Genomic DNA, 20,927 nt, shown 5'->3' on the forward strand with positions numbered 1-20,927 from the left:
TCTTTTTACGAGCGGCGTGGCGATCAACTCGCCTTGCGCGCCGCCGTCTTCTTCGCCGCCGCTTTCTTCGCTGGGGCCTTCTTGGCGGCGACCGTCTTGGTCGCTGCTTTTGCCCGCGTCGTCTTGGCGGCTACGGCGACATCGCTATCGCCGTCGTCCGCGCTGTCGGTTTGCGCGTCGGCAGCCGCGCCGCGCTTCGCCGCCGCTGTCTTGGCGCCCGGCTTGGGCTCCTTCTTCTCGAATTCGAAGCCGATCTTGCCATCCGGTTGCTTGACGAGGTACGCCTTGAAATTGCGCCCGGTACGCGACGACTTGAAGTTCGTCAGCAAGTCGGTGCGGCCTTCGTTCAGCAGCTTTTCCATCTGCTCGCGCGCAATCTCTTGCTGCAAGATGACTTTGCCCGAGCGGAAATCGCATGTCTTCGGATTCGCGACGGAGTTCTCGCACACGAAGCTCATGCCGTGCTCGAACACGCGCGACTGGCACTTCGGGCACGCGCCGACCGGCGTTTGCTCCGAGAAATCGGGCGGTTCGCCGTCCTCGCCGCCGCTGTCCTGACCGAAGTCGAATTCGAGCTTGAAGTTCTTGATCTCGTCGTCGAATGCGAGCTTCAGAATGGCCGAAAACGGACGACCCATCTTGCTCCGGAAACCCGACAGCGGACCGATAGTCTTTTCGCGCAGCAATTCCTCGACTTCCGGAATCTCGAACTGACGCCCGCCCGGAATCTTCGAGATGGAGAATTCGCACTTCGTGCACGCAAAGCGCCGGTAGTTTTCCTTCACCTGCGCGCCGCAATTCGGGCACGGCGTCTCGAGCGTCGCGTAGTCGCCGGGAATCGTGTCGGAGTCGTATTCCTTCGCGCGCTTCACGATGGTCTGCGTCATGCGCGCGATTTCCTGCATGAATGCATCGCGATGCAGATTGCCGCGCTCCATCTGCGAAAGCTTGTGCTCCCACTCGCCGGTCAGCTCGGGCGCGGTCAGTTCCTCGACGCCGAGCCCGCGCAAGAGCGTCATCAACTGGAACGCCTTCGCGGTCGGAATCAGCTCGCGTCCCTCGCGCACCATGTATTTCTCGCCGAGCAGCCCTTCGATGATGGCCGCGCGCGTGGCCGGCGTTCCGAGACCCTTCGCGGCCATGGCCTCGCGCAGTTCTTCGTCTTCGACCAGCTTGCCCGCGCCTTCCATCGCCGACAGCAGCGACGCCTCGTTATAGCGCGCAGGCGGCTTGGTCACGAGCCCATGCGCCTCGACCTTTTCGACATCGACCTTTTCGCCCTTCTGCACCGGCACGAGATTGCCTTCCTCGCCCGCTGCTTCGCGGCCGTAGACCTGCAACCAGCCCGGCTCGACGAGCACCTTGCCCTCGGTCTTGAAGTGGTGCCCCGAGACTTCGGTGATCCGCGTGGTGACGAGATATTCCGCCGCCGGGAAGAACACCGACAGGAACCGCTTCACGACGAGGTCATACAGCTTTTGCTCGGGCTCCGACAGCGATTTCGGCGCTTGCAGCGTCGGAATGATGGCGAAGTGATCGCTGATCTTCGAGTTGTCGAAGATGCGTTTGTTCGGCTTCACCCAGCCCTTGTCGAGTACCTGTTTGGCAAACGGCAAGTAATTGTTGCTCTCCTTGAGCATGGTGAGCGTTTCCTTGACCGTGCCGAGATAGTCTTCCGGCAGCGCGCGCGCATCGGTACGCGGGTAAGTCAGGACTTTGTGCTTTTCATACAGCGCCTGGGCGAGTCCGAGCGTGTTCTTCGCCGAAAAACCGAAGCGGCTGTTGGCTTCGCGCTGAAGGCTCGTCAGGTCGAACAGGAGCGGCGACATTTGCGTGGACGGCTTCGATTCTTCCGTCACCGTGCCGGTCTTGCCCCGACAGGCCGCAACGACCGATTCCGCCGCCGCGAGACTCCACAGACGCGAGTCGCGCTGCTCCGGATCGTTCTCGACGCGCTTGAATTTCGGATCGAACCAGCGGCCTTCGTAGAGACCCTTCGCCGCAATGAACTCGGCGCGCACTTCCCAGTAATCACGCGGCACGAACCGGCGGATTTTCTCTTCGCGTTCGACGACGATCGACAACGTTGGCGTCTGAACGCGGCCAACGGTGGTCAGGAAAAAACCGCCGCCCTTGCTATTGAAAGCGGTCATCGCCCGCGTGCCGTTGATGCCGACGAGCCAATCCGCCTCGGAACGGCAACGCGCGGCGTCCGCGAGCGGCTGCATGTCGGCGTCGCTGCGCAGATTCGCGAAGCCTTCGCGGATAGCGGCGGGCGTCATCGACTGAAGCCATAGCCGCTGGACAGGCTGTTTCGCTTTGGCGTGCTGCGCGATCAGGCGGAAAATCAGCTCGCCTTCGCGCCCCGCGTCGCATGCGTTGATGAGCCGGTCGATGTCCTTGCGTTTCAAGAGCCTGGTCAGCACCTTCAGCCGCGATTCGCTTTTCGCGATGGGATTCAGATCGAAATGCGGCGGAATCACCGGCAGATTCGCGAAGCTCCACTTGCCGCGCTTGACGTCGTATTCCTCGGGCGCGGCGATCTCGAGCAGGTGGCCGACGGCGGACGAGAGCACGTACTCGTCGCTCTCGTAGTACTCGTCATGCTTGGTGAAGCCGCCCAGCGCGCGCGCGATGTCGTTCGCGACGGAAGGCTTCTCAGCGATGATCAGGGCTTTGGACATGACTCAATATGGTTGGGGACTGGCAGCGGCCCCGTTTGGACCGCTTTAACGACCGCTTTATAGCACACGGTTTGCGCCGTGCGCGTCGCGGTTTCGATAACGACGCCCGGCGAACCGGCGCCCGAGTGCGTTTCGGAAGCCGCAATCGGGTGGCGCCGGCCCGTTTTGTCTACGCGATAGCAAGCGCCGGGCGCAGCTTGGGCGCGCCGGTCATGTCGGGTAAGGCCGTGAGATCGGTGAGCATCCGCTCGACAATGGAAACCTGCGGCAGCACCGTGCCGAAAAATCGGGTCGTGACGGAATCCTCGATCAGGATGGTCGGGAAGTTCTCCACGTCCAGGTCATCAAAGCGGTCCGCCTGGTTCTCGATGTCGATCCAGGCGAAGCAGATTTCCGGATGCGCGTCGGCCAGCTTATTGAAGCCTTCGCGATACTCACGGCACGTCCCGCACCATTCCGCGCACAGGCACGCGACGAACAACGTGCCCGGCACGGCGAGCCGTTCGGCGATTTGTTCGGCGTCGGTGTCGAGGTTGAACGCGGACATGGCGGTTGCAGGATCCTTTCTTATGGCAGAGCTTCGCAGCCCGATTTTCCGCGAATGTAGCACGAGGCGGACTCAGGAGCGTTCGAGGGCCCCGTATCGGCCGCCGGGCAGTGCCGCTGCCAGCCCCGCGAGTTCGAGCTGGAGCAGCGCGCCCTGAAGCGCCGCGCCGTCGAGATCGGTGCGCTCGGCGAGAATTTCAAGCGTCGCGGGCGCGTGACCGAGCGCGGCGAGCACACGCTCGGCGTCGTCGGTGGCTGCGTTGATCGGTGCGTCGGTCGGCGCGTCGGCCGGCAGACGGGCGGCCGCCCACGACGCGCTCGGCGCTCGCGGCCTGCCGCGTCGAGCGGATGCGGGTGCGTGAGCGGCCGGGAAGCCGAACTCCTCCAGCACATCTTCCGGCGTTTCAACGAGCTTCGCGCCCTGCTTGATGAGCCGGTGACACCCCTGCGACAGCGGCGCGTGAATCGACCCCGGAATGGCGAACACATCGCGCCCGATTTCGGCGGCGAGCCGCGCGGTGATGAGCGAACCAGACCGCATCGCGGCTTCGACGATCAGCACGCCGCCCGACAAGCCCGCGATCAGCCTGTTGCGCTGCGGGAAGTTCGCGGAGCGCGCGGGCGTGCCGAGCGGCCACTCGGACAGGATTGCGCCGTCGCGGGCGATCTCATGCGCGAGCGTGTGATTCTGCGCCGGATACACCAGATCCGCGCCCGTGCCGATGACGGCGATCGTCCCGGCGCCGCCGTCGAGCGCGCCGCGATGCGCGGCCGCGTCGATACCGAGCGCGAGCCCCGACACCACGGCGAGCCCGGCGTCCGAGAGCGCCCGCGCGAAGCGGCGCGCGTCTTCCGCGCCTTGCGGGGTCGCGTTGCGGCTGCCGACGATGGCGACGGCCCGCGACTGCAGCACGTCGAGCCGTCCTTTCACGTACAACACGGGCGGCGGATCGGGCATGGTCAGGAGCGCCTGCGGATACTCCGCATCGGCCAGCGTGAGCAGCCGGTTTCCCGGCGCGGACGCCCAATCGCGCACGCATTCAATATAGTCATCGAAGGGAACGCCTTCGATGTCCGCCGGCGGCGCGGTCACGGCTTTCGCCGCGCTTTCGTCGGTGGCGCGGGCGAGCGCGGCGAAACTCTCCGACAGCACGTGGAGCGGGCCGCCGAACGTGCCGAGCAGCGTGCGCAGCGCGAGCGGGCGCAAACCCTTCGCGTGCGCGAGCCGCAGCCAGGCGCGAAATTCGTCGGATTCGGGCGCAGGCGCGGCGGATTCAGCAAGTGCCGGGTCGGTCGGCAGGGTGTCGATCGTCATGTTAAGATTTTTGATCCCGTACGAAAAAAGAACCGTCGCCCGGCCGCGCTGCCGGTCCGTAGCGACGCTGTCTGCCGCTTGCCGGCGGCGTTGAATCCCGTGGATTCGCCCGCACATCTTCGGCAAGCCGCAAGGCCCCCGCAACCTGGCCGAATGGCCGACTTCACCGCGTCGCGGCGCGTGTAGATAATTCGAATCATGGCTCTGCTCAAGATACTCAACTACCCGGACAAGCGGCTCAACAAGGTGGCGAAGCCCGTCGCCGTGGTGGACGACGGCATCCGCAAGCTCGTCGCCGACATGGCCGAGACGATGTACGCCGCGCCCGGCGTCGGCCTCGCGGCGACGCAGGTGGACGTGCACGAGCGCGTGATCGTCATCGACGTCTCGGATGCGCACGACGAACTGATGGTCTTCATCAATCCGGAGATCGTCTGGGCAAGCGAGGTCAGGAAGGACTGGGAAGAGGGCTGTCTGTCGGTGCCGGGCATTTACGACATCGTCGAGCGGCCCGACCGGGTACGCGTCAAGGCGCTGAACGAAAAGGGCGAGACGTTCGAGCTCGAGTGCGAAGGGTTGCTCGCCGTGTGCGTCCAGCACGAAATCGATCATCTGGACGGCCATGTGTTCGTCGAATATCTGTCGCAACTGAAGCAGACGCGCATTCGCGGGAAGATGAAAAAGCTCGAAAAGGCGCTGTAACCGGCGGTACGATTCACGTTTTTTGCAGGCGCGCCGGACGGCGCTTTTCCCGATGACTCAATCGCTGCGTGTCGTTTTCGCCGGTACGCCTGAATTCGCCGCCGCCGCGCTCGCGGCCATTCATGCGGCGGGCTTTCCCGTTCCCCTCGTACTCACGCAGCCGGACCGGCCCGCCGGGCGCGGCATGAAACTGACCGCGAGCCCCGTCAAGCGGTTCGCCGTCGAACACGGCCTCCCGGTCGCGCAGCCGGCATCGCTCAGGCGCGCGGGCAAGTACCCGCAGGAAGCGGCGCACGCCATCGACCTGCTGCGCGCCACGCCGCACGATGTGATGGTCGTCGCGGCTTACGGGCTGATCCTGCCGCAGGAAGTGCTGGATATTCCGCCGCGCGGCGCGATCAATATTCACGCGTCGCTCTTGCCGCGATGGCGTGGCGCCGCGCCGATCCATCGCGCGATCGAAGCGGGCGACGAAGAAACCGGCATCACGCTGATGCAGATGGACGCCGGCCTCGACACGGGCGCGATGATCCGCGAGACGCGCACGCCCATCCTTCCCGACGACACGACCGCGACGCTGCACGACCGGCTCGCGCGAATGGGCGCGGCACTTATCGTCGCCGCGCTACGCGATCTTGAGCGCGACGGCACGCTGCCCTCCACGCCGCAGCCGCAAGACGGCACCACCTACGCCGAAAAGATCGCGAAGCACGAGGCGGCGCTCGACTGGCGCCGCCCGGCTGCGGAACTCGCGCGACAAATTCGTGCGTTCGATCCGTTTCCGGGCGCATCCGGCACGCTCGATGACACGGCGATCAAGATCTGGTCGGCGCAACCGCTCGACAGCGCGCATGGCGCGGCGGGCGCGGAGCAGCCGGGCGTCATCGTGGACGTCTCGGCGGAAGGAATCGTCGTCGCGTGCGGCAGCGGCGCGCTCAGGCTGACGCAGCTTCAAAAGCCGGGCGGCAAACGCCTGGCGGCGCGCGAATTTCTGGCCGGAACGCCGCTGTCGAAGGGGCAACGTTTCGCCGTTCACAACGACGCGCGCAGCATAGAATAAAAGTCGCCCACGCTTTCCCGGAGTTTCCATGCTCGGCATCACAGGTTTTGCCTTCTTTTTCGTCGCCGTCTTTCTGCTAAACGTCACGCCGGGGCCGGACACCGCTTACATCGTCGGGCGCAGCGTCGCGCAGGGCCGCGGCGCGGGCATTGTCTCGGCGCTCGGCATCTCGGCGGGGTGCATCGTTCACACGCTTGCCTGCGCGTTCGGACTGACGGCGATTCTCGCGGCGTCGGCGACGGCGTTCACCGTCGTGAAGATCGCGGGCGCGCTCTATCTGATTTATCTCGGCGTGCGGCTCATCTTCACGAAACCCGACGCCGCGAATGACGTAGCGTCCGCCAAAGCCAGCGCCAAGAGCGCGCCAAAATCGCTGCGCCAGCTTTTCACGCAGGGTTTCGTGACCAACGTCCTCAACCCGAAGGTCGTGCTCTTCTTCGTTTCGTTCTTCCCGCAGTTCGTCGCCGCCGACAGCCAGCACAAGACGCTCGCGTTCCTCACGCTCGGCCTGGTTTTCATCGCGATGAGCACGGTGTGGAACAGCTTCGTCGCGTGGATCGCGGGCAGCGTCACGCAACGTTTCTCCGGCAAGCCCGGCGTCAAGCGGTGGCTGGATCGCGGCGTGGGCGGCGCGTTCGTCGGGCTCGGCATCAAACTGGCGACTTCGCACAGATAGTTGAATTTTTCGCGGCTGCCCCTATCTAACATTTTGCTTACAATGAGCGTCTCGGTCACGTTGGCCGGGATCACCGCGCTTAAGCGCAGCGTATTTAGGGAGAAGGAGTTCCGCATATGTTCAACTGGGTCAAAACCGCGATGCTGATGGCAGCGATCACGGCCCTTTTCGTCGTGATCGGCGGCATGATCGGCGGGTCGAAGGGCATGATGCTCGCGCTCGTCGTCGCGCTCGGCATGAATTTCTTCTCGTACTGGTTCTCCGACAAGATGGTTCTGCGCATGTACAACGCGCAGGAAGTGGATGAAACCACTGCGCCGCAGTTCTATCGCATGGTGCGTGAACTGGCCACGCGCGCGCAGTTGCCGATGCCGCGCGTCTATCTCATCAACGAAGACGCGCCGAACGCGTTCGCCACCGGCCGCAATCCGGAGCACGCGGCGGTCGCGGCGACGACCGGCATTCTGCGCGTGCTGTCCGAGCGCGAAATGCGCGGCGTGATGGCGCACGAACTGGCGCACGTGAAGCACCGCGACATTCTCATTTCGACCATCTCCGCGACCATGGCCGGCGCGATCTCCGCGCTCGCGAACTTCGCGATGTTCTTCGGCGGGCGCGACGAGGAAGGCCGTCCGGCGAATCCGATCGCGAGCATCGCCGTGGCGATTCTCGCGCCGATCGCGGGCGCGATGATCCAGATGGCGATTTCGCGTGCGCGCGAATTCGAAGCGGATCGCGGCGGCGCGCAGATCTCCGGCGATCCGCAGGCGCTCGCGAGTGCATTGGAGAAGATCCACGCGTACGCGTCGGGCGTGCCGTTCCCGGCGGCGGAAGCGCATCCCGCGACCGCGCAGATGATGATCATGAATCCGCTGTCGGGTGGCGGCATCGCGCATCTGTTCTCGACGCACCCGGCCACCGAAGAGCGCGTCGCGCGTCTCATGGAGATGGCGCGCACCGGCCGCATGTAAGCCAGTCGCATCGGCAGTCGAATGCAAGGCCGCTCCGGCACGTCCGGAGCGGCCTTTTTTCTGAATGCAGCGTCCGGCGCGCCGGCTCGTCAGTCTGGTTTCCCGCGCACGTTACAATCGTCGTTTGCATGCGCGCGCCAGCCGCAAGACTTCCTCTCCGACATGACCGACAAGCCTTCCCGGCGACCCGCCGCTGCGCATCAGCCGCACGCGCCATCCCGCATGAGCGCGCTGCATCTCGCGCCCGATTCGCTCGCGTTCGCGCTCGACGGCGCAGCGCAAGCCGTCGGCGCGGTGCGAGCCGGCTCGGCGTTGCCGGCGGCCATCCAGACGGTCGTGGCGTCGGGCAAGCATGCGGCGGCGCGCGGCGCGATTCAGGACATCGCGTATCGCACGATGCGAAAGCTCGCGCTCGCCGATGCGCTCCTGCACAAGCTCGTGCGTAAAGCGCCGCCGCCGCACGTGAGCAACGTGCTCGTGTGCGCGTTCGCGCTGCTCGCGGACGACGAGGCGCACGCGGCGTATGCGCCGTTCACCATCGTCGATCAGGCGGTGAGCTCCATCGCCGCGCGGCGCGAGTTCGCCTTCGCGAAGGGGCTCGTGAACGCGGTGCTGCGCAACTTCCTGCGCGAACGCGACGCGCTCATCGGCGAAGCGATGCAAAGCCCCGTCGCGCGCTGGAACTATCCGCAATGGTGGATCGACGCGGTCAGGCGCGCCCAGCCCGACGCGTGGGAGCGCATTCTCGCGGCGGGCAATGTGCAGGGGCCGCTCACGTTGCGCGTGAACGTACGGCACATGACCGTGAGCGCGTATCTGGACGTTCTGAAGTCCGAACACATCGAAGCGCGCGCGGCTGGACAGCACGCGGTTCGCCTGGACACGCCGATGCCCGTCGATCGCATTCCCGGCTTCGCGGACGGCGTGGTGTCCGTGCAGGACGCGGGCGCGCAACTCGCCGCGCAATGCCTCGACGTGCGCGACGGCATGCGCGTGCTCGACGCGTGCGCCGCGCCCGGTGGCAAGACCGGCCACATTCTGGAGCTCGCGAACGTCGAACTCGTCGCGCTGGAAAGCGATGCCGCCCGCGCGGGCCGCATCGCGCAGAATCTGGAGCGCCTGGAGCTGCAAGCGGACATCCGCGTGGGCGACGCGGGCGACCCTTCACAGTGGTTCGACGGCGCGCCGTTCGATCGCATTCTCGCGGACGTGCCGTGTTCGGCGTCGGGCATCGTGCGCCGGCATCCGGATATCCGCTGGCTGCGGCGCGCGTCGGACATCGGCGCGCTCGTCGCTGAACAAAGACGCATCCTCACGGCGCTCTGGCCGCTCGTCGCCAAGGGCGGCGAACTGCTTTACGTGACGTGCTCCATCTTTCCGGAGGAGGGCGAAGAACAAGCTCGCTGGTTTGGAGCGGCGCAGGAAGATGCGGTACGATTGGACGCGCCGGGGCAACTGTTGCCGACAGCGGCGCGCGCAAGCGCGGATGCGGTTCAAGAGTCACCGGATGGTACACATGCCGAACGCGCCGGTCCCGGCGAGGCAGAGAACGCAGGTCCGCCGTCGAGCGTCAACGCGGAAACCTTCGCGGATCACGACGGATTCTTCTACGCGCGCTTTCAGAAACGGTGACGATCAAACGCTTTTTTCCGCTTCGGCTCGCGGCCGTCATCTGGACTGCGCTGGCGCTCTGGCTGAGTTTCGCGCCGGCTGCGCCCGCCTTCGCGGAAACCATCTCCGTGCAGCGCGCGTCCTTGCAGGCAGACAACAACGGCTGGAGCCTCGATGCGCATTTCGACTTCGATCTCAACAGCAGTCTCGAAGAAGCCGTGAACCGCAGCGTGCCGCTCTACTTCACCATCGACTTCACGCTTTCGCGGCCGCGCTGGTACTGGTTCGACGAAGAGCCGGTCAACGCATCGCAAAGCATTCGCCTCTCTTATCAGCCGCTGACCAACGAGTACCGCGTCTCGACGGGCGGCTTGCAATTGCGCTTCGCATCGCTTGCCGAGGCGCTCGCGGTCATCAAGCACGTGACATCGTGGCATGTGATCGACCGCAATCAGGTGCATGGCGGAGAAACGTACACCGCATCGGTGCGTATGCAGCTGGATATCGCGCTGATGCCCAAGCCGTTCCAGATCGACGCGGTCAACAACCGCGACTGGAACCTGTCCTCGGATTGGAAGCGGTTCACTTTTACGGCGGCGGAACGTGCGAAATAGATTTCGACGCGGCCGCACGGACATGAAGAGTTTCGTCGTCCGGTTGCTGGTTGCCACAGTCGCGCTCACGGCGGTTCTGCTGCTCGTGATGCTCGCGCTCGCGAGCGCGAACACCGAGTTCTTCGACCGCTATTACGGCTGGCTGTACGCGGCGAACGTGGCGGTGGCGCTCATCTTCATGCTGATCGTGATCAGCCTCACGCTCATCATCGTGTCGCGCGTGCGGCAGGGGCGCTTCGGCACGCGGCTGCTCGCCAAGCTCGCGCTGATTTTCGCGCTCGTCGGCGTGCTGCCGGGCGCGATCATCTACGTGGTGTCGTATCAGTTCGTCTCCCGAAGTATCGAATCGTGGTTCGACGTGAACGTGGAAACCGCGCTCACCTCGGGCCTGACGCTTGGGCGCGGCATGCTGCAAACGTCGCTTGCCGATTTCAAGAACCGCGGCCGGCAGATGAGCGATCAACTCGCGAGCGCCGATCCGTCGAGCCTCACGCTGACGCTGCTGCGTCTGCGCGATCAGTTCGGTGTGCAGGACGCCGTGGTCTTCGAGCGTCCGCGCGATCAATACAATCGCGAAGACCTGAACGCGGGCGGACCGTTGCAGCGCGTGGCCGGCTTGCGGACCATCGCGCAGGCGTCGGGCAACTACTATTCGCTCTTGCCCACGAACGAGCCGAGCGGCGCCATGCTGAAGGAAGCGCAGGATCATCCGTTCGGCGCGATTGAAGGGGAAATCGACGGCGATCCGAAATCCACCGGACCGAAAGGCGCGCTGCGGCTGCGCGTCATCACGAAGATTCCCGACCCTACGACGACCACCGAATTCCAGCACGTCGACCGCTTCTTGCAGATCGAGCAGCCGGTGAGCCAGGAACTCGCGCGCAATGCCGACGCCGTGCAGCGCGCGTACCGCGAGTATCAGGAGAAGCGGCTCGGGCGCACGGGCTTGCGCAAGATGTATATCGGCACGCTGACGCTCGCGCTCTTCCTCGCCACCTTCATCGCGATGATGCTCGCGCTCGCGCTCGGCAATCAGCTTGCCCGGCCGCTCTTTCTGCTCGCGCAGGGCACGAAGGAAGTGGCCGAAGGCGACTACACGCCGAAACGCGAGATCAATTCGCGCGATGAACTGGGCTTCCTCACGCAGTCGTTCAATGCCATGACGCGCCAGTTGTCCGAGGCGCGGGCGGCGGTCGAGAACAACCGCATCGCGCTGGAACATTCGAAGGCGTATCTCGAAAGCATTCTCGCGAACCTCACGGCGGGCGTTTTCGTGTTCGACCGGCAGTTCCGGCTGACTACCGCGAATCGCGGCGCGGAGCGCATTTTCCGGCAGCCGTTCCGCGCGTTGCTGGGTCATCCGCTCGATCAGATCGACGTGCTCGCGGAATTCGGCGCGATGGTCAGGAAAGCATTCGCCGAGCGCGATGCCGCCGCCATCGGCAGCGGGCATCCGACGGGGGATCGCGGACACTGGCAGCAGCAGGTCGCCGTGACCGTGCCCGGCGAGAACGATCCGTTGACGCTGCTCGTGCGCGGCACGCAGTTGCTGAGCGCCACTGAAAGCGACGCGGAAGACGCCGAAACCACCGGCTATGTCGTCGTCTTCGACGATATCTCCGACGTCATTTCCGCGCAGCGTTCGGTTGCGTGGGGCGAAGTCGCTCGGCGTCTCGCGCATGAGATCAAGAATCCGCTCACGCCGATTCAGCTTTCGGCGGAGCGTCTGCAAATGAAGCTCGCCGACAAGCTCGCGCCGCACGACGCCGAAGTGCTCAAGCGCGCATCGACGACCATCGTGAATCAGGTGCAGGCGATGAAGCACATGGTCGACGATTTCCGCGAATACGCGCGCACGCCGCCCGCGGTGCTCGGCAACCTGCAACTGAACGATCTCGTCGGCGAAGTGCTCGCGCTGTACGGCATCGAAGAAGGTAAGAGCCCGATCAAGGTGGACCTCGCGAAGCTGCCCGTCATTCGGGGCGACGCGACGCAGATTCGCCAGGTGATCCACAACCTGCTGCAAAACGCGCAGGACGCGGTCGCCGACGTGCCGGAGCCGCGCGTGCTGCTCGAAACGAGGACAGTAGAATATGGCGAGCCCGATGCCTCGGGTCATGCGCGCGTCGCGGTTCGCCTGAGCGTTTCCGACAACGGCGCAGGCTTTCCCGCGCGCATTCTGTCGCGGGCGTTCGAGCCTTACGTGACCACGAAGGCAAAGGGCACGGGTCTGGGACTTGCAACCGTGAAGAAGATCGTCGACGAGCATGGCGCGCGCATCGACATTCGCAACCGGTCGAAGACGGGCGACGTGGTGGAAGGCGCGCAAATCTCGATTCTGTTTCTCCAACTCGCGGAAGAGACCGCCGCCGATGGCGCAGCGCCTTCGGCTCCGGCGGCCGCGAAACATGGAACGACAAAAGCAACAGTGCAGACAAGGGCAGCTTAAATGGCAACCATCCTGGTGGTAGACGATGAAATGGGGATCCGGGAACTGCTCTCCGAGATCCTGAGCGACGAGGGGCATGTGGTGGACGTCGCGGAGAACGCGCAGCACGCGCGCGACTACCGCTTGCAGCAGACACCCGATCTCGTTCTGCTCGACATCTGGATGCCCGATACCGATGGCGTGACGCTTCTGAAGGAATGGGCCGCGCAGGGCAAGCTCACAATGCCGGTCATCATGATGTCGGGGCACGCGACCATCGACACGGCGGTCGAGGCGACGAAGATCGGCGCGCTCAACTTCCTCGAGAAGCCCATCGCGCTGCAAAAGCTCTTGAAGGCGGTCGAGCAGGGACTCGCGCACGGCACGGCCGCACCGGCTGCGGTGGCGGCGGCCAAGCCTGCGCTCAACGCGGGTTCGTCGGGGGTGCCGATCGCGGCGGCGCTGCCGACGGTTTCGGCGCTGAACGCATCGTCCGGCGATTCCGGCGCGGGCGGCGCGGGGCAAAGCCCGGCGGGACAGACGGCGTCGATTTCGTTCGACATCCCGCTGCGCGATGCCCGCGACGCATTCGAGCGCGCCTACTTCGAATATCACCTCGCGCGCGAGAACGGCAGCATGACGCGCGTCGCGGAAAAGACGGGGCTGGAGCGCACGCACCTGTACCGGAAGCTGAAGCAGCTCGGCGTCGATCTCGGAAAGAACAAGAGCGAAGTTTGAACGGCACTTTGAAGCCGAACCGGACGAAAGCGTGAAAAATTCGGTGAAAGGCTTGAGCGCCGTGCATGGCTCTGATATAGTCTCACTTCTTCGTTGGCCCGGTAGCTCAGTTGGTAGAGCAGCGGATTGAAAATCCGCGTGTCGGTGGTTCGATTCCGCCCCAGGCCACCAGAATGCAAGAAGCCCGAGAGTGTTTTCGCTCTCGGGCTTTTTCATTTGCGGCGCCGTGTCATTGAGCAATGCCGATCGAGCGCCGCGAGCGCCCGGCCGCGCAGTTCGGCGAACAATCGTTCAGCGTGATAAAATCCGCGTCGAATTAAGGACTTGCCTCGTCCGCGGACCGCAAGTCCTTTTCTTTTCGATGCCCCGAAAGACGCGCTTCGAAGCCCGAAAGCATCGGCGAATCACCGCGCGCTGCTATCGGAGGCACTATCGGAAGCATAAGGGGCGCGTGCGTCCGACAAAACATCGCCGGCCTATACTGGATTCGCGGATCGCCGCAGCCCGCGTTTCACACGCGACGCCGGTTTCTCGACCGGCCACGCGGCGCACGACGCCAATCTCATACACGGAGTTTTCACGGTGACTCGGATAGACGCGAAGGACAGCGCCCTCGTGCTGTTTTCCGGCGGGCAGGACTCGGCCACGTGCCTGGCATGGGCGCTCGAACGCTACAAGACCGTCGAGACGCTCGGCTTCGACTATGGTCAGCGTCATCGCGTCGAACTCGAATGCCGCGACGGGTTTCGCGCAGGCGTCGTGGGCGCGTTTCCGCAGTGGGCCGAGCGGCTCGGCGAAGATCACATGATCGACCTGTCGGTGCTCGGCGCGATCAGCGACACCGCCATGACGCGCGAGATCGAGATTCAATCGACCGCGAACGGCTTGCCGAATACTTTCGTGCCCGGCCGCAACCTGTTGTTCATGACGATTGCGGCGGCGGTCGCCTACCGTCGCGGGCTGAAGGTGCTCGTCGGCGGCATGTGCGAGACCGATTTCTCCGGGTATCCGGATTGCCGCGACGACACGATGAAAGCGTTGCAGGTGGCGCTGAACCTCGGCATGGAAACGCGCTATGCGCTCGAAACGCCGCTGATGTGGCTCGACAAGGCCGACACCTGGCGTCTCGCGGAAACGCTCGGCGGCGAGGCGCTCGTCGAACTGGTTCGCGTCGAAACGCATACGTGCTATGTCGGCGAGCGTTCCGAACTGCACGACTGGGGCTTCGGCTGCGGCCAGTGCCCGGCGTGCAAACTGCGCAAGCGCGGCTACGAGGCGTATCGCGCGGGCGAGCACGTCACGATCGAACCCGTTTGAATTTCAAACGCAGAGCAGAGCGAACTAACACAGGTCACAGAGCAGTCATGACGTACGCGGTCAAGGAAATCTTCTACACGTTGCAGGGCGAGGGCGCCAACGCCGGGCGTCCCGCCGTGTTCTGCCGCTTCGCCGGCTGCAATTTGTGGTCGGGCCGCGAGGAAGACCGCGCGGACGCGGTATGCCGCTTCTGCGACACGGATTTCGTCGGCACGGACGGCGAGAACGGCGGAAAGTACAAGACGCCGGCGGAACTGGTCGCGAAAATCGCGTCGCTGTGGCCGGAAGGCGCGGCGCACAAGTTCGTCGTGTGCACGGGCGGCGAGCCGATGTTGCAGATCGACCAGCCGTTCGTCGACGCGCTGCACGAAGCCGGCTTCGAAATCGCGATCGAAACGAATGGGTCGATGGCCGTGCTCGACAGCATCGACTGGATTTGCGTGAGCCCGAAGGCCGACGCGCCGCTCGTCGTGACGAAGGGCAACGAGCTGAAGGTCGTCGTGCCGCAGGACAATCAGCGGCTCGCCGAATACGAAACGCTCGACTTCGACTACTTCCTCGTGCAGCCGATGGACGGCCCGTCGCGCGACATCAATACGAAGCTCGCGATCGACTGGTGCAAGCGGCATCCGAAATGGCGGCTGTCGATGCAGACGCACAAATATCTGAACATCCCCTGAAAGACGATCGAGCCGACGTGCAGACGATTACCCGAAAACTCGAATTCGATGCGGGCCACCGCATTCCCGATCACCGCAGCCAGTGCCGCAACTTGCACGGGCATCGTTACGTGCTCGAAATCACGCTGCAAGGCGAACTCGTCGATACCGAAGGCGCGCCGGATCGCGGCATGGTGATGGACTTCGCCGACGTGAAGTCGCTCGCAATGGAACATCTCGTCAACAAGTGGGACCACGCGTTCATCGTCTACGAAGGCGACGTGAAAGTGCGCGAATTCCTGCAATCGATGGCGGACCACAAGACGGTCGTGTTCGACCGCATTCCGACCGTCGAGAACATGGCGGCGGTCGCGTTCCGCATTCTCGCGGGCGTGTACGATGCGCACTACGGCGTCGATCTGAAGCTCAAGCGCGTGCGGCTGTACGAAACGCCGAACTGCTGGGCGGACGTCGAGCGCGCGTAAGGCTCAAGGCGCGGCGAACGTCCGCGCCGTTGTCACGGTATGATCGCTCGGTGAGTCGGCCAACGCGCCGACGCCGCAAAGTGCGTGTCGATCATCCGGAGCGCAACATGCCGTCACTCTTTCAGTCGTGCCTGTTCCACGCATCGCGCAGACCGCGCTCCCACGGAGCCGCGCGATGAGCACCTTCACCAATCCCCTCAAGCAACGTCTCGCCGATCCCAGTCCGCTTTTCGGCCTGTGGCTGTCGCTGTGCAGCGCCGACGCCGCCGAAGCACTCGCCCACGCCGGCTTCGACTGGCTGTGCATCGACATGGAACACTCGCCGAACGATAGCCGCGATGTCGTCGAGCAGCTTCGCGCGATCGCCGCCGCGCATTTGCCGACGGAGCCGGTCGTGCGCGTGCCGTTCGCCGAAGGCTGGCTCGTCAAGCGCGTGCTCGACGCCGGCGCGCGCACGCTGATGTTTCCCAACGTGCAGTCGGCGGAAGACGCGGCGCGCATCGTGCGGCTCACGCGCTATCCGACTGAGGCGCAACTCGAAGGACTGCGCGGCGTCGCGGGCGCCGTGCGGGCGGCGGCATACGGCATGCGGCGCGATTACGTGTCCGGCGCGAACGCGCAGATTGCGACCATCGTGCAGATCGAATCCGTTGCGGCGCTCGCCGCCGTCGATGAAATCGCTGCGACGCCCGGCGTCGATTGCCTGTTCATCGGTCCGGCGGATCTCGCCGCGAGCCTCGGTCATCTCGGCGATACGAAACACCCGGACGTGCTCGCGGCCATCACGAAAATCGCGGATGCGGCCAGGCGCGCGGGCAAGTCCAGCGGCATTTTCGCGCTCGATGTCGCGAGCGCGCGGCAGTACGCGGAGGCGGGCATCAAGCTGGTGTCGATCGCCGCCGACGTGATGTGGCTATTGAAGGCAACGCGGCAGGCGTTGCAGGAGGCCAGAGCATGAAGGGCGGATGGCGTGGCGGCGTGGCGGCGGCATCGGCTGCGCTCGTCTGGATGACGGCGGGCGGCGCGCACGCGCAAGGCATGCCGAAACCAACTGATCTGGCGACGCAAAACGCCGTCGCCGATTACAACGCGGGCAACCTCGTCTCCGCGCGCTCGGAGTTTCGTCGCGCGGCTGAAAAGGGCAGCCGTCTCGCGCAATTCAATTACGCGATGATGCTGCTCAACGGCGAAGGCGGCGCCGCCGACGTGCCTGAGGGCAAGAAGTGGCTGCGCCGTGCCGCCGATGCAAACATGACGCACGCACAGTACGTCTACGGCAAGATGTACGACGACGGCGAGTTCGTGGACAAGGATCCGGCGGAAGCGCACCGATGGTTCCTGCGCGCCGCGAATCAGGGGCACGTGCAGGCGGAACTGGCGCTCGCGAATCAGTTTCTGGACGGTCGCGGCACGGCTCGCGACAACACGCAGGCATTCACCTGGTACAAGAAGGCCGCGCAGGGCGGCGACATGACGGCGCAGTACGTCGCGGGATCGTTCTACGAACGCGGCGGCGATGGCGTCGAGCGCAATCTAAACGTCGCGCGTGCGTACTATGCGGCGGCTGCCGCGCAAGGCGATCCGGCAGCGAAGCTCAAGTACTTGCAGCTGAGCGCCGAGCTCGAACAGCGGAAGCCGCCGCCGCAGGCGCAGCCGCAGTAACCGCTTGCCGCGCTAGCTCTGCATCAGCCGCTTCTGCCGCGCGACGCTCATGATCAGCCCGACCGCCACGCCGAGCGTGGTCAATGCCGTGCCGCCATAACTCATGAACGGCAACGGCACGCCCACGACCGGCAGAATTCCGCTCACCATGCCGATGTTGACGAACGCGTAAGTGAAGAACGCGAGCGTGAGCGATCCGGCCAGTAGTCGCCCGAAGAAGGTCGCGCCGTTCGCCGCGATATACAGTCCGCGCGCGATCAGCGCCATGTAGAGAAAAAGCAGCACCAGCCCGCCCGCGAGCCCGAATTCTTCCGAAAACACGGCGAAGATGAAGTCCGTATGCTTTTCGGGGATGAATTCGAGGTGTGCCTGCGTGCCCTTCAGCCAGCCCTTGCCGAGCGTGCCGCCGGAACCGATCGCGATCACCGCCTGAATGGTGTGGAAGCCCTTGCCGAGCGGATCGGATGTCGGATCGAGCAGCGTGCAGATGCGATGCTTTTGATAATCGTGCATCAGCGGCCAGTTCACTTCGGGCTGGCAAATGCGGTCCTGAAACACCGCGACGCTCGCCACGACGATTACCGCCGCCGCGAGCACCGGCACGATCAGCTTGAAACTAAGCCCCGCGAAATAGATGACGAACACGCCCGCCGCGAACACGAGCACCGCCGTGCCGAGGTCCGGCTGTTTCGCGATCAGGCCGACGGGCAGCACCAGAATCACGAAGCCGACGATGTAATCCCACCAGCGAATGTTGCCTTCGCGCCGCTGGTAATACCACGCGAGCATGAGCGGCATCGCGATCTTCATGATTTCCGACGGCTGAATCACCACGCCGACGTTCAGCCAGCGTTTCGCGCCCTTGCGCGTCAACCCGAACGCGGCCACGGCGACCAGCAGCGCGACGCCGACCGTATAAAGCGGCACGGCAAAGCGCATGAGCGTCTGCGGCGGAATGTTCGCGAGAATCCACATCAGGCCGAACGTCAGCAAGATGTTGCGCAGTTGGTCCTCCACGCGGCCCGGCACGTCGAGACTGGCGCTGTAAAGCGTCACGATGCCGACGCACAGCAGCAGGAAAACGATCAGCGCGAGCGGCCGGTCGAAGCCCGCGAACATGCGCTTCGCGCGCTCGATCCACGCGTGCTTGTCGAATTGCAAATGCACTTGCATGCCGATTTCCTTATTCGTCGATGCCGCCGGTCGGGGCGAACGTGCGCACGCCGTTCTCCGCGTTGCCGCGCACCATCGTGGGCGTCGGCTCGGCTGGCGCGTTTTTCTGGCCGCGCTTGCGGCCGGGCGGCGTCGACGCAGGCAACGCGGCGGCTGGCGCGGACGCCGGGCGCCCGGCGGGTACAGCAGGCGCGGACGCCGCCTTGGCGACATTCGGATTGGACGCAGCGGACGGCGAGAACGCCGGCGACTGTTCCGCGACCGACGAAGGTAGCGCGGCCGCAGCCGGCGGTTGCGTGCCGCCGATCACCGGCAGCCCCGCATCTTCCGTCGCGGACGCGGCTGCCGCCACGGCGGCCGCTTCGGCGCCCGGTTTCATTCGGTCCACCAGGTAATAGTCGAGCACCTTCCGCGCGATCGGACCCGCTGATTCCGCGCCCCAGCCGCCGTTTTCGACGATCAGCGCAAGCGCGATCTTCGGGTTCTCGGCGGGCGCGAACGCGATAAAGAGCGCGTGGTCCCGCAGATGCTCGGCCGTCGCGTGGCCGTGGTAGTTCGCGCCCTGAAGCGAGTAGACCTGCGCCGTACCCGTCTTGCCAGCCGCGAGGTAGGGCGCACCTGCGAAGACCTTCGCCGCCGTGCCGTTCGTCACCACGCCTTCCATGGCGCGCTTGATGACGTCGATGTCCTGCTGACGCACGGCTATCTTGTCGCTCGGGTCGCGCACGACCGGGCGTATCGCCTTGCTGATCGGATTTTCGATATCGCGCACGAGGTGCGGCTTCATGACGACGCCGTTGTTCGCCAGCGTGGCCGTGGCGTGCGCGAGTTGCAGAATGGTGAACGAGTTGTAGCCCTGACCGATGCCGAGGCTGATGGTCTCGCCTTCGTACCAACGCTGCTGCTCAGGTTTGCGATACGCCTTGCGCTTCCATTCCGTCGACGGAAGAATGCCGCGCGCCTCGCCCGCGATGTCGATGCCGGTAATCTGCCCGAAGCCCCACGGCTTCATGAAGCCGGCCATCGCGTTCACGCCGAGATCGCGCGCCAGCATGTAGAAGTACGTGTCGTTCGAGACGACGATCGCGCGGTTCATGTCCACCCAGCCCTGACCCGAACGCACGTCGTTGCGGAACGTGTGTCCGCCGAACGTGAAGTAGCCGGGATCCTGAAAGCCCCAGCCCGGCGTGCGCTTGTGCAGCGTGAGCGCGGCGAGCGCCATGAACGGCTTGTACGTCGAGCCCGGCGGATACGTGCCGTGCAGCGGGCGGTTCAGGAGCGGATGGTCCGGCGAGTTGTTGAGCGCGTCCCACGTCTGCTGGTCGATGCCATCGACGAACGAGTTCGGATCGAAGCTCGGCGCGGAGACGAAGGCGAGCACGTCGCCCGTGGAAGGCTCGACGGCCACGAGCGCGCCGCGCTTGCCCGCGAACGCCTGCTCGGCGACCTGCTGCAAGCCGATATCCAGCGACAGCACGAGGTTGTTGCCGGGCGTGGCCTGCGTGCGCGACATCGTGCGGACCGGGCGGCCGCCCGCCGTCACTTCCACTTCCTCGAAACCGGTGAGCCCGTGCAGCTCGGTTTCGTAACTCTGCTCGACGCCGATCTTGCCGACGTAATCTGTGCCCTTGTAGTTGTTCGCGTCGAGACGTGGGTCGTAGTGATCGGAGTTCGCGTCGTTTTCGTCGCTTGCATCGTCGATGCGCTCCTGATCGCGCTGCGAAATGCGGCCGATATAGCCGATCACATGCGCGGCCGTCGTGCCGAGCGGATATTGGCGGAACAGACGCGCGCGCACTTCGACGCCGGGAAAGCGAAAGCGTTGGGCGGTGAACTTGGCGACTTCTTCGTCGGTGAGGCGCGTGCGGATCGGCAGGCTTTCGAAATTCTTCGAGTCCTCGAGCAGCTTCTTGAAACGCCGCCGGTCGCGCGAATCGATGGGAATGACCTGCGACAGTTCGTCGATGACTTCATCGAGCGTGCCGTTGATCTTCGACGGCGTGACTTCCAGCGTGTAGGCGGAGTAATTCTTCGCCAGGACGATACCATTGCGGTCCGTGATGATGCCGCGGTTCGGCACGATCGGCGCGACGGAAATGCGGTTCTCGTTGGCTTGCAGCGAATACTTGCTGAAGTGCCAGACCTGCAAATAGAGAAAGCGCAGGCCGATCAGCCCGAAGCAGACGAACACGAACAGTCCCGCCGCCGCGACGCGCAGGCGGAACTTCGACAACTGCTGCTCGGTGTTCTTGATTTCGGTCATGCAGGTTTCGCGAGGGGTTCGCG

18 protein-coding genes and 1 tRNA gene are annotated in these 20,927 nt (G+C 64.8%); 14 read left to right on the forward strand and 5 right to left on the reverse strand.

Features of this window, described 5'->3' with window-relative positions; genetic code table 11:
• Window positions 1-23: 23 nt before the first annotated feature.
• The 3 genes from GV035_RS24580 to dprA form a co-directional block, all read right to left on the reverse strand.
• Complete coding sequence (locus GV035_RS24580) at window positions 24-2,684, reverse strand: DNA topoisomerase III (protein ID WP_159837538.1); 2,661 nt, start codon at window positions 2,682-2,684, stop codon at window positions 24-26.
• A 169-nt stretch (window positions 2,685-2,853) separates the two neighbouring features.
• Window positions 2,854-3,231 (reverse strand): thioredoxin family protein, encoded by a 378-nt coding sequence (locus GV035_RS24585; protein WP_159837540.1) that lies wholly within the window; start codon window positions 3,229-3,231, stop codon window positions 2,854-2,856.
• Window positions 3,232-3,303: 72 nt separating this feature from the next.
• Window positions 3,304-4,545, reverse strand: coding sequence for a DNA-processing protein DprA (gene dprA / locus GV035_RS24590; RefSeq protein ID WP_159837542.1), 1,242 nt, complete (start codon window positions 4,543-4,545; stop codon window positions 3,304-3,306).
• Window positions 4,546-4,743: 198 nt separating this feature from the next.
• Here dprA and def point away from each other — a divergent pair, with 198 nt between their 5' ends.
• The 14 genes from def to GV035_RS24660 all read left to right on the forward strand — a co-directional run bounded on the left by def (window position 4,744) and on the right by GV035_RS24660 (window position 17,468).
• On the forward strand, window positions 4,744-5,247 hold the full coding sequence (gene def / locus GV035_RS24595; protein ID WP_159837544.1) for a peptide deformylase: 504 nt from the start codon (window positions 4,744-4,746) through the stop codon (window positions 5,245-5,247).
• 52 nt (window positions 5,248-5,299) lie between these two features.
• On the forward strand, window positions 5,300-6,307 hold the full coding sequence (fmt, locus tag GV035_RS24600; protein ID WP_159837546.1) for a methionyl-tRNA formyltransferase: 1,008 nt from the start codon (window positions 5,300-5,302) through the stop codon (window positions 6,305-6,307).
• Window positions 6,308-6,335: 28 nt separating this feature from the next.
• Complete coding sequence (locus GV035_RS24605) at window positions 6,336-6,983, forward strand: LysE family translocator (protein WP_159837548.1); 648 nt, start codon at window positions 6,336-6,338, stop codon at window positions 6,981-6,983.
• Window positions 6,984-7,099: 116 nt separating this feature from the next.
• On the forward strand, window positions 7,100-7,954 hold the full coding sequence (gene htpX / locus GV035_RS24610) for a zinc metalloprotease HtpX (protein ID WP_159837550.1): 855 nt from the start codon (window positions 7,100-7,102) through the stop codon (window positions 7,952-7,954).
• Between the two features lie 162 nt (window positions 7,955-8,116).
• Window positions 8,117-9,586 (forward strand): 16S rRNA (cytosine(967)-C(5))-methyltransferase RsmB, encoded by a 1,470-nt coding sequence (gene rsmB / locus GV035_RS24615; RefSeq protein ID WP_159837552.1) that lies wholly within the window; start codon window positions 8,117-8,119, stop codon window positions 9,584-9,586.
• Window positions 9,583-10,179 carry a DUF4390 domain-containing protein gene (locus GV035_RS24620; protein WP_159837554.1) on the forward strand — a complete coding sequence of 199 codons (597 nt, stop codon included), beginning with the start codon at window positions 9,583-9,585 and terminating at the stop codon, window positions 10,177-10,179. The genes rsmB and GV035_RS24620 overlap by 4 nt, the downstream gene beginning before the upstream one ends.
• 22 nt (window positions 10,180-10,201) lie before the next feature.
• Window positions 10,202-12,628: a sensor histidine kinase gene (locus tag GV035_RS24625; protein WP_159837556.1), complete on the forward strand. Its 2,427-nt coding sequence runs from the start codon at window positions 10,202-10,204 to the stop codon at window positions 12,626-12,628.
• Window positions 12,629-13,345 (forward strand): response regulator transcription factor EsaR, encoded by a 717-nt coding sequence (gene esaR / locus GV035_RS24630; protein ID WP_159837558.1) that lies wholly within the window; start codon window positions 12,629-12,631, stop codon window positions 13,343-13,345.
• Between the two features lie 95 nt (window positions 13,346-13,440).
• Window positions 13,441-13,516 (forward strand) — tRNA-Phe (locus GV035_RS24635).
• A gap of 411 nt (window positions 13,517-13,927) precedes the next feature.
• A complete protein-coding gene (gene queC, locus GV035_RS24640; RefSeq protein ID WP_159837560.1) occupies window positions 13,928-14,662 on the forward strand; it encodes a 7-cyano-7-deazaguanine synthase QueC in 735 nt (244 codons plus the stop codon).
• Between the two features lie 47 nt (window positions 14,663-14,709).
• Complete coding sequence (gene queE / locus GV035_RS24645) at window positions 14,710-15,342, forward strand: 7-carboxy-7-deazaguanine synthase (RefSeq protein ID WP_159837562.1); 633 nt, start codon at window positions 14,710-14,712, stop codon at window positions 15,340-15,342.
• Between the two features lie 17 nt (window positions 15,343-15,359).
• Window positions 15,360-15,806, forward strand: coding sequence for a 6-carboxytetrahydropterin synthase QueD (gene queD, locus GV035_RS24650; RefSeq protein ID WP_159837564.1), 447 nt, complete (start codon window positions 15,360-15,362; stop codon window positions 15,804-15,806).
• Between the two features lie 175 nt (window positions 15,807-15,981).
• Window positions 15,982-16,764, forward strand: coding sequence for an HpcH/HpaI aldolase family protein (locus GV035_RS24655; protein WP_159837566.1), 783 nt, complete (start codon window positions 15,982-15,984; stop codon window positions 16,762-16,764).
• Window positions 16,761-17,468, forward strand: a complete 708-nt coding sequence (locus GV035_RS24660) for a tetratricopeptide repeat protein (RefSeq protein WP_159837568.1) — start codon at window positions 16,761-16,763, stop codon at window positions 17,466-17,468. The genes GV035_RS24655 and GV035_RS24660 overlap by 4 nt, the downstream gene beginning before the upstream one ends.
• 12 nt (window positions 17,469-17,480) lie before the next feature.
• On the opposite strand, the gene rodA is transcribed toward GV035_RS24660, so the two are convergent.
• Together rodA and mrdA are read right to left on the reverse strand one after the other, a co-directional pair.
• Complete coding sequence (gene rodA / locus GV035_RS24665; protein ID WP_159838199.1) at window positions 17,481-18,629, reverse strand: rod shape-determining protein RodA; 1,149 nt, start codon at window positions 18,627-18,629, stop codon at window positions 17,481-17,483.
• 22 nt (window positions 18,630-18,651) lie between these two features.
• A complete protein-coding gene (gene mrdA, locus GV035_RS24670) occupies window positions 18,652-20,904 on the reverse strand; it encodes a penicillin-binding protein 2 (RefSeq protein ID WP_159837570.1) in 2,253 nt (750 codons plus the stop codon).
• Window positions 20,905-20,927: the final 23 nt, after the last annotated feature.

Source organism: Burkholderia sp. 8Y, assembly GCF_902506145.1.
Taxonomy (GTDB): Bacteria; Pseudomonadota; Gammaproteobacteria; order Burkholderiales; family Burkholderiaceae; genus Caballeronia.

Excerpts from the sequence above, each read along its gene's own strand:
- rsmB (WP_159837552.1), top strand. The coding sequence starts at position 8,117 with ATGACCGACAAGCCTTCCCGGCGACCCGCCGCTGCGCATCAGCCGCAC.
- GV035_RS24605 (WP_159837548.1), top strand. The coding sequence starts at position 6,336 with ATGCTCGGCATCACAGGTTTTGCCTTCTTTTTCGTCGCCGTCTTTCTG.
- esaR (WP_159837558.1), top strand. The coding sequence starts at position 12,629 with ATGGCAACCATCCTGGTGGTAGACGATGAAATGGGGATCCGGGAACTG.
- queE (WP_159837562.1), top strand. The coding sequence starts at position 14,710 with ATGACGTACGCGGTCAAGGAAATCTTCTACACGTTGCAGGGCGAGGGC.
- GV035_RS24585 (WP_159837540.1), bottom strand. The coding sequence starts at position 3,231 with ATGTCCGCGTTCAACCTCGACACCGACGCCGAACAAATCGCCGAACGG.
- htpX (WP_159837550.1), top strand. The coding sequence starts at position 7,100 with ATGTTCAACTGGGTCAAAACCGCGATGCTGATGGCAGCGATCACGGCC.
- GV035_RS24660 (WP_159837568.1), top strand. The coding sequence starts at position 16,761 with ATGAAGGGCGGATGGCGTGGCGGCGTGGCGGCGGCATCGGCTGCGCTC.
- mrdA (WP_159837570.1), bottom strand. The coding sequence starts at position 20,904 with ATGACCGAAATCAAGAACACCGAGCAGCAGTTGTCGAAGTTCCGCCTG.
- fmt (WP_159837546.1), top strand. The coding sequence starts at position 5,300 with ATGACTCAATCGCTGCGTGTCGTTTTCGCCGGTACGCCTGAATTCGCC.
- dprA (WP_159837542.1), bottom strand. The coding sequence starts at position 4,545 with ATGACGATCGACACCCTGCCGACCGACCCGGCACTTGCTGAATCCGCC.
- GV035_RS24625 (WP_159837556.1), top strand. The coding sequence starts at position 10,202 with ATGAAGAGTTTCGTCGTCCGGTTGCTGGTTGCCACAGTCGCGCTCACG.
- def (WP_159837544.1), top strand. The coding sequence starts at position 4,744 with ATGGCTCTGCTCAAGATACTCAACTACCCGGACAAGCGGCTCAACAAG.
- GV035_RS24580 (WP_159837538.1), bottom strand. The coding sequence starts at position 2,684 with ATGTCCAAAGCCCTGATCATCGCTGAGAAGCCTTCCGTCGCGAACGAC.
- GV035_RS24655 (WP_159837566.1), top strand. The coding sequence starts at position 15,982 with ATGAGCACCTTCACCAATCCCCTCAAGCAACGTCTCGCCGATCCCAGT.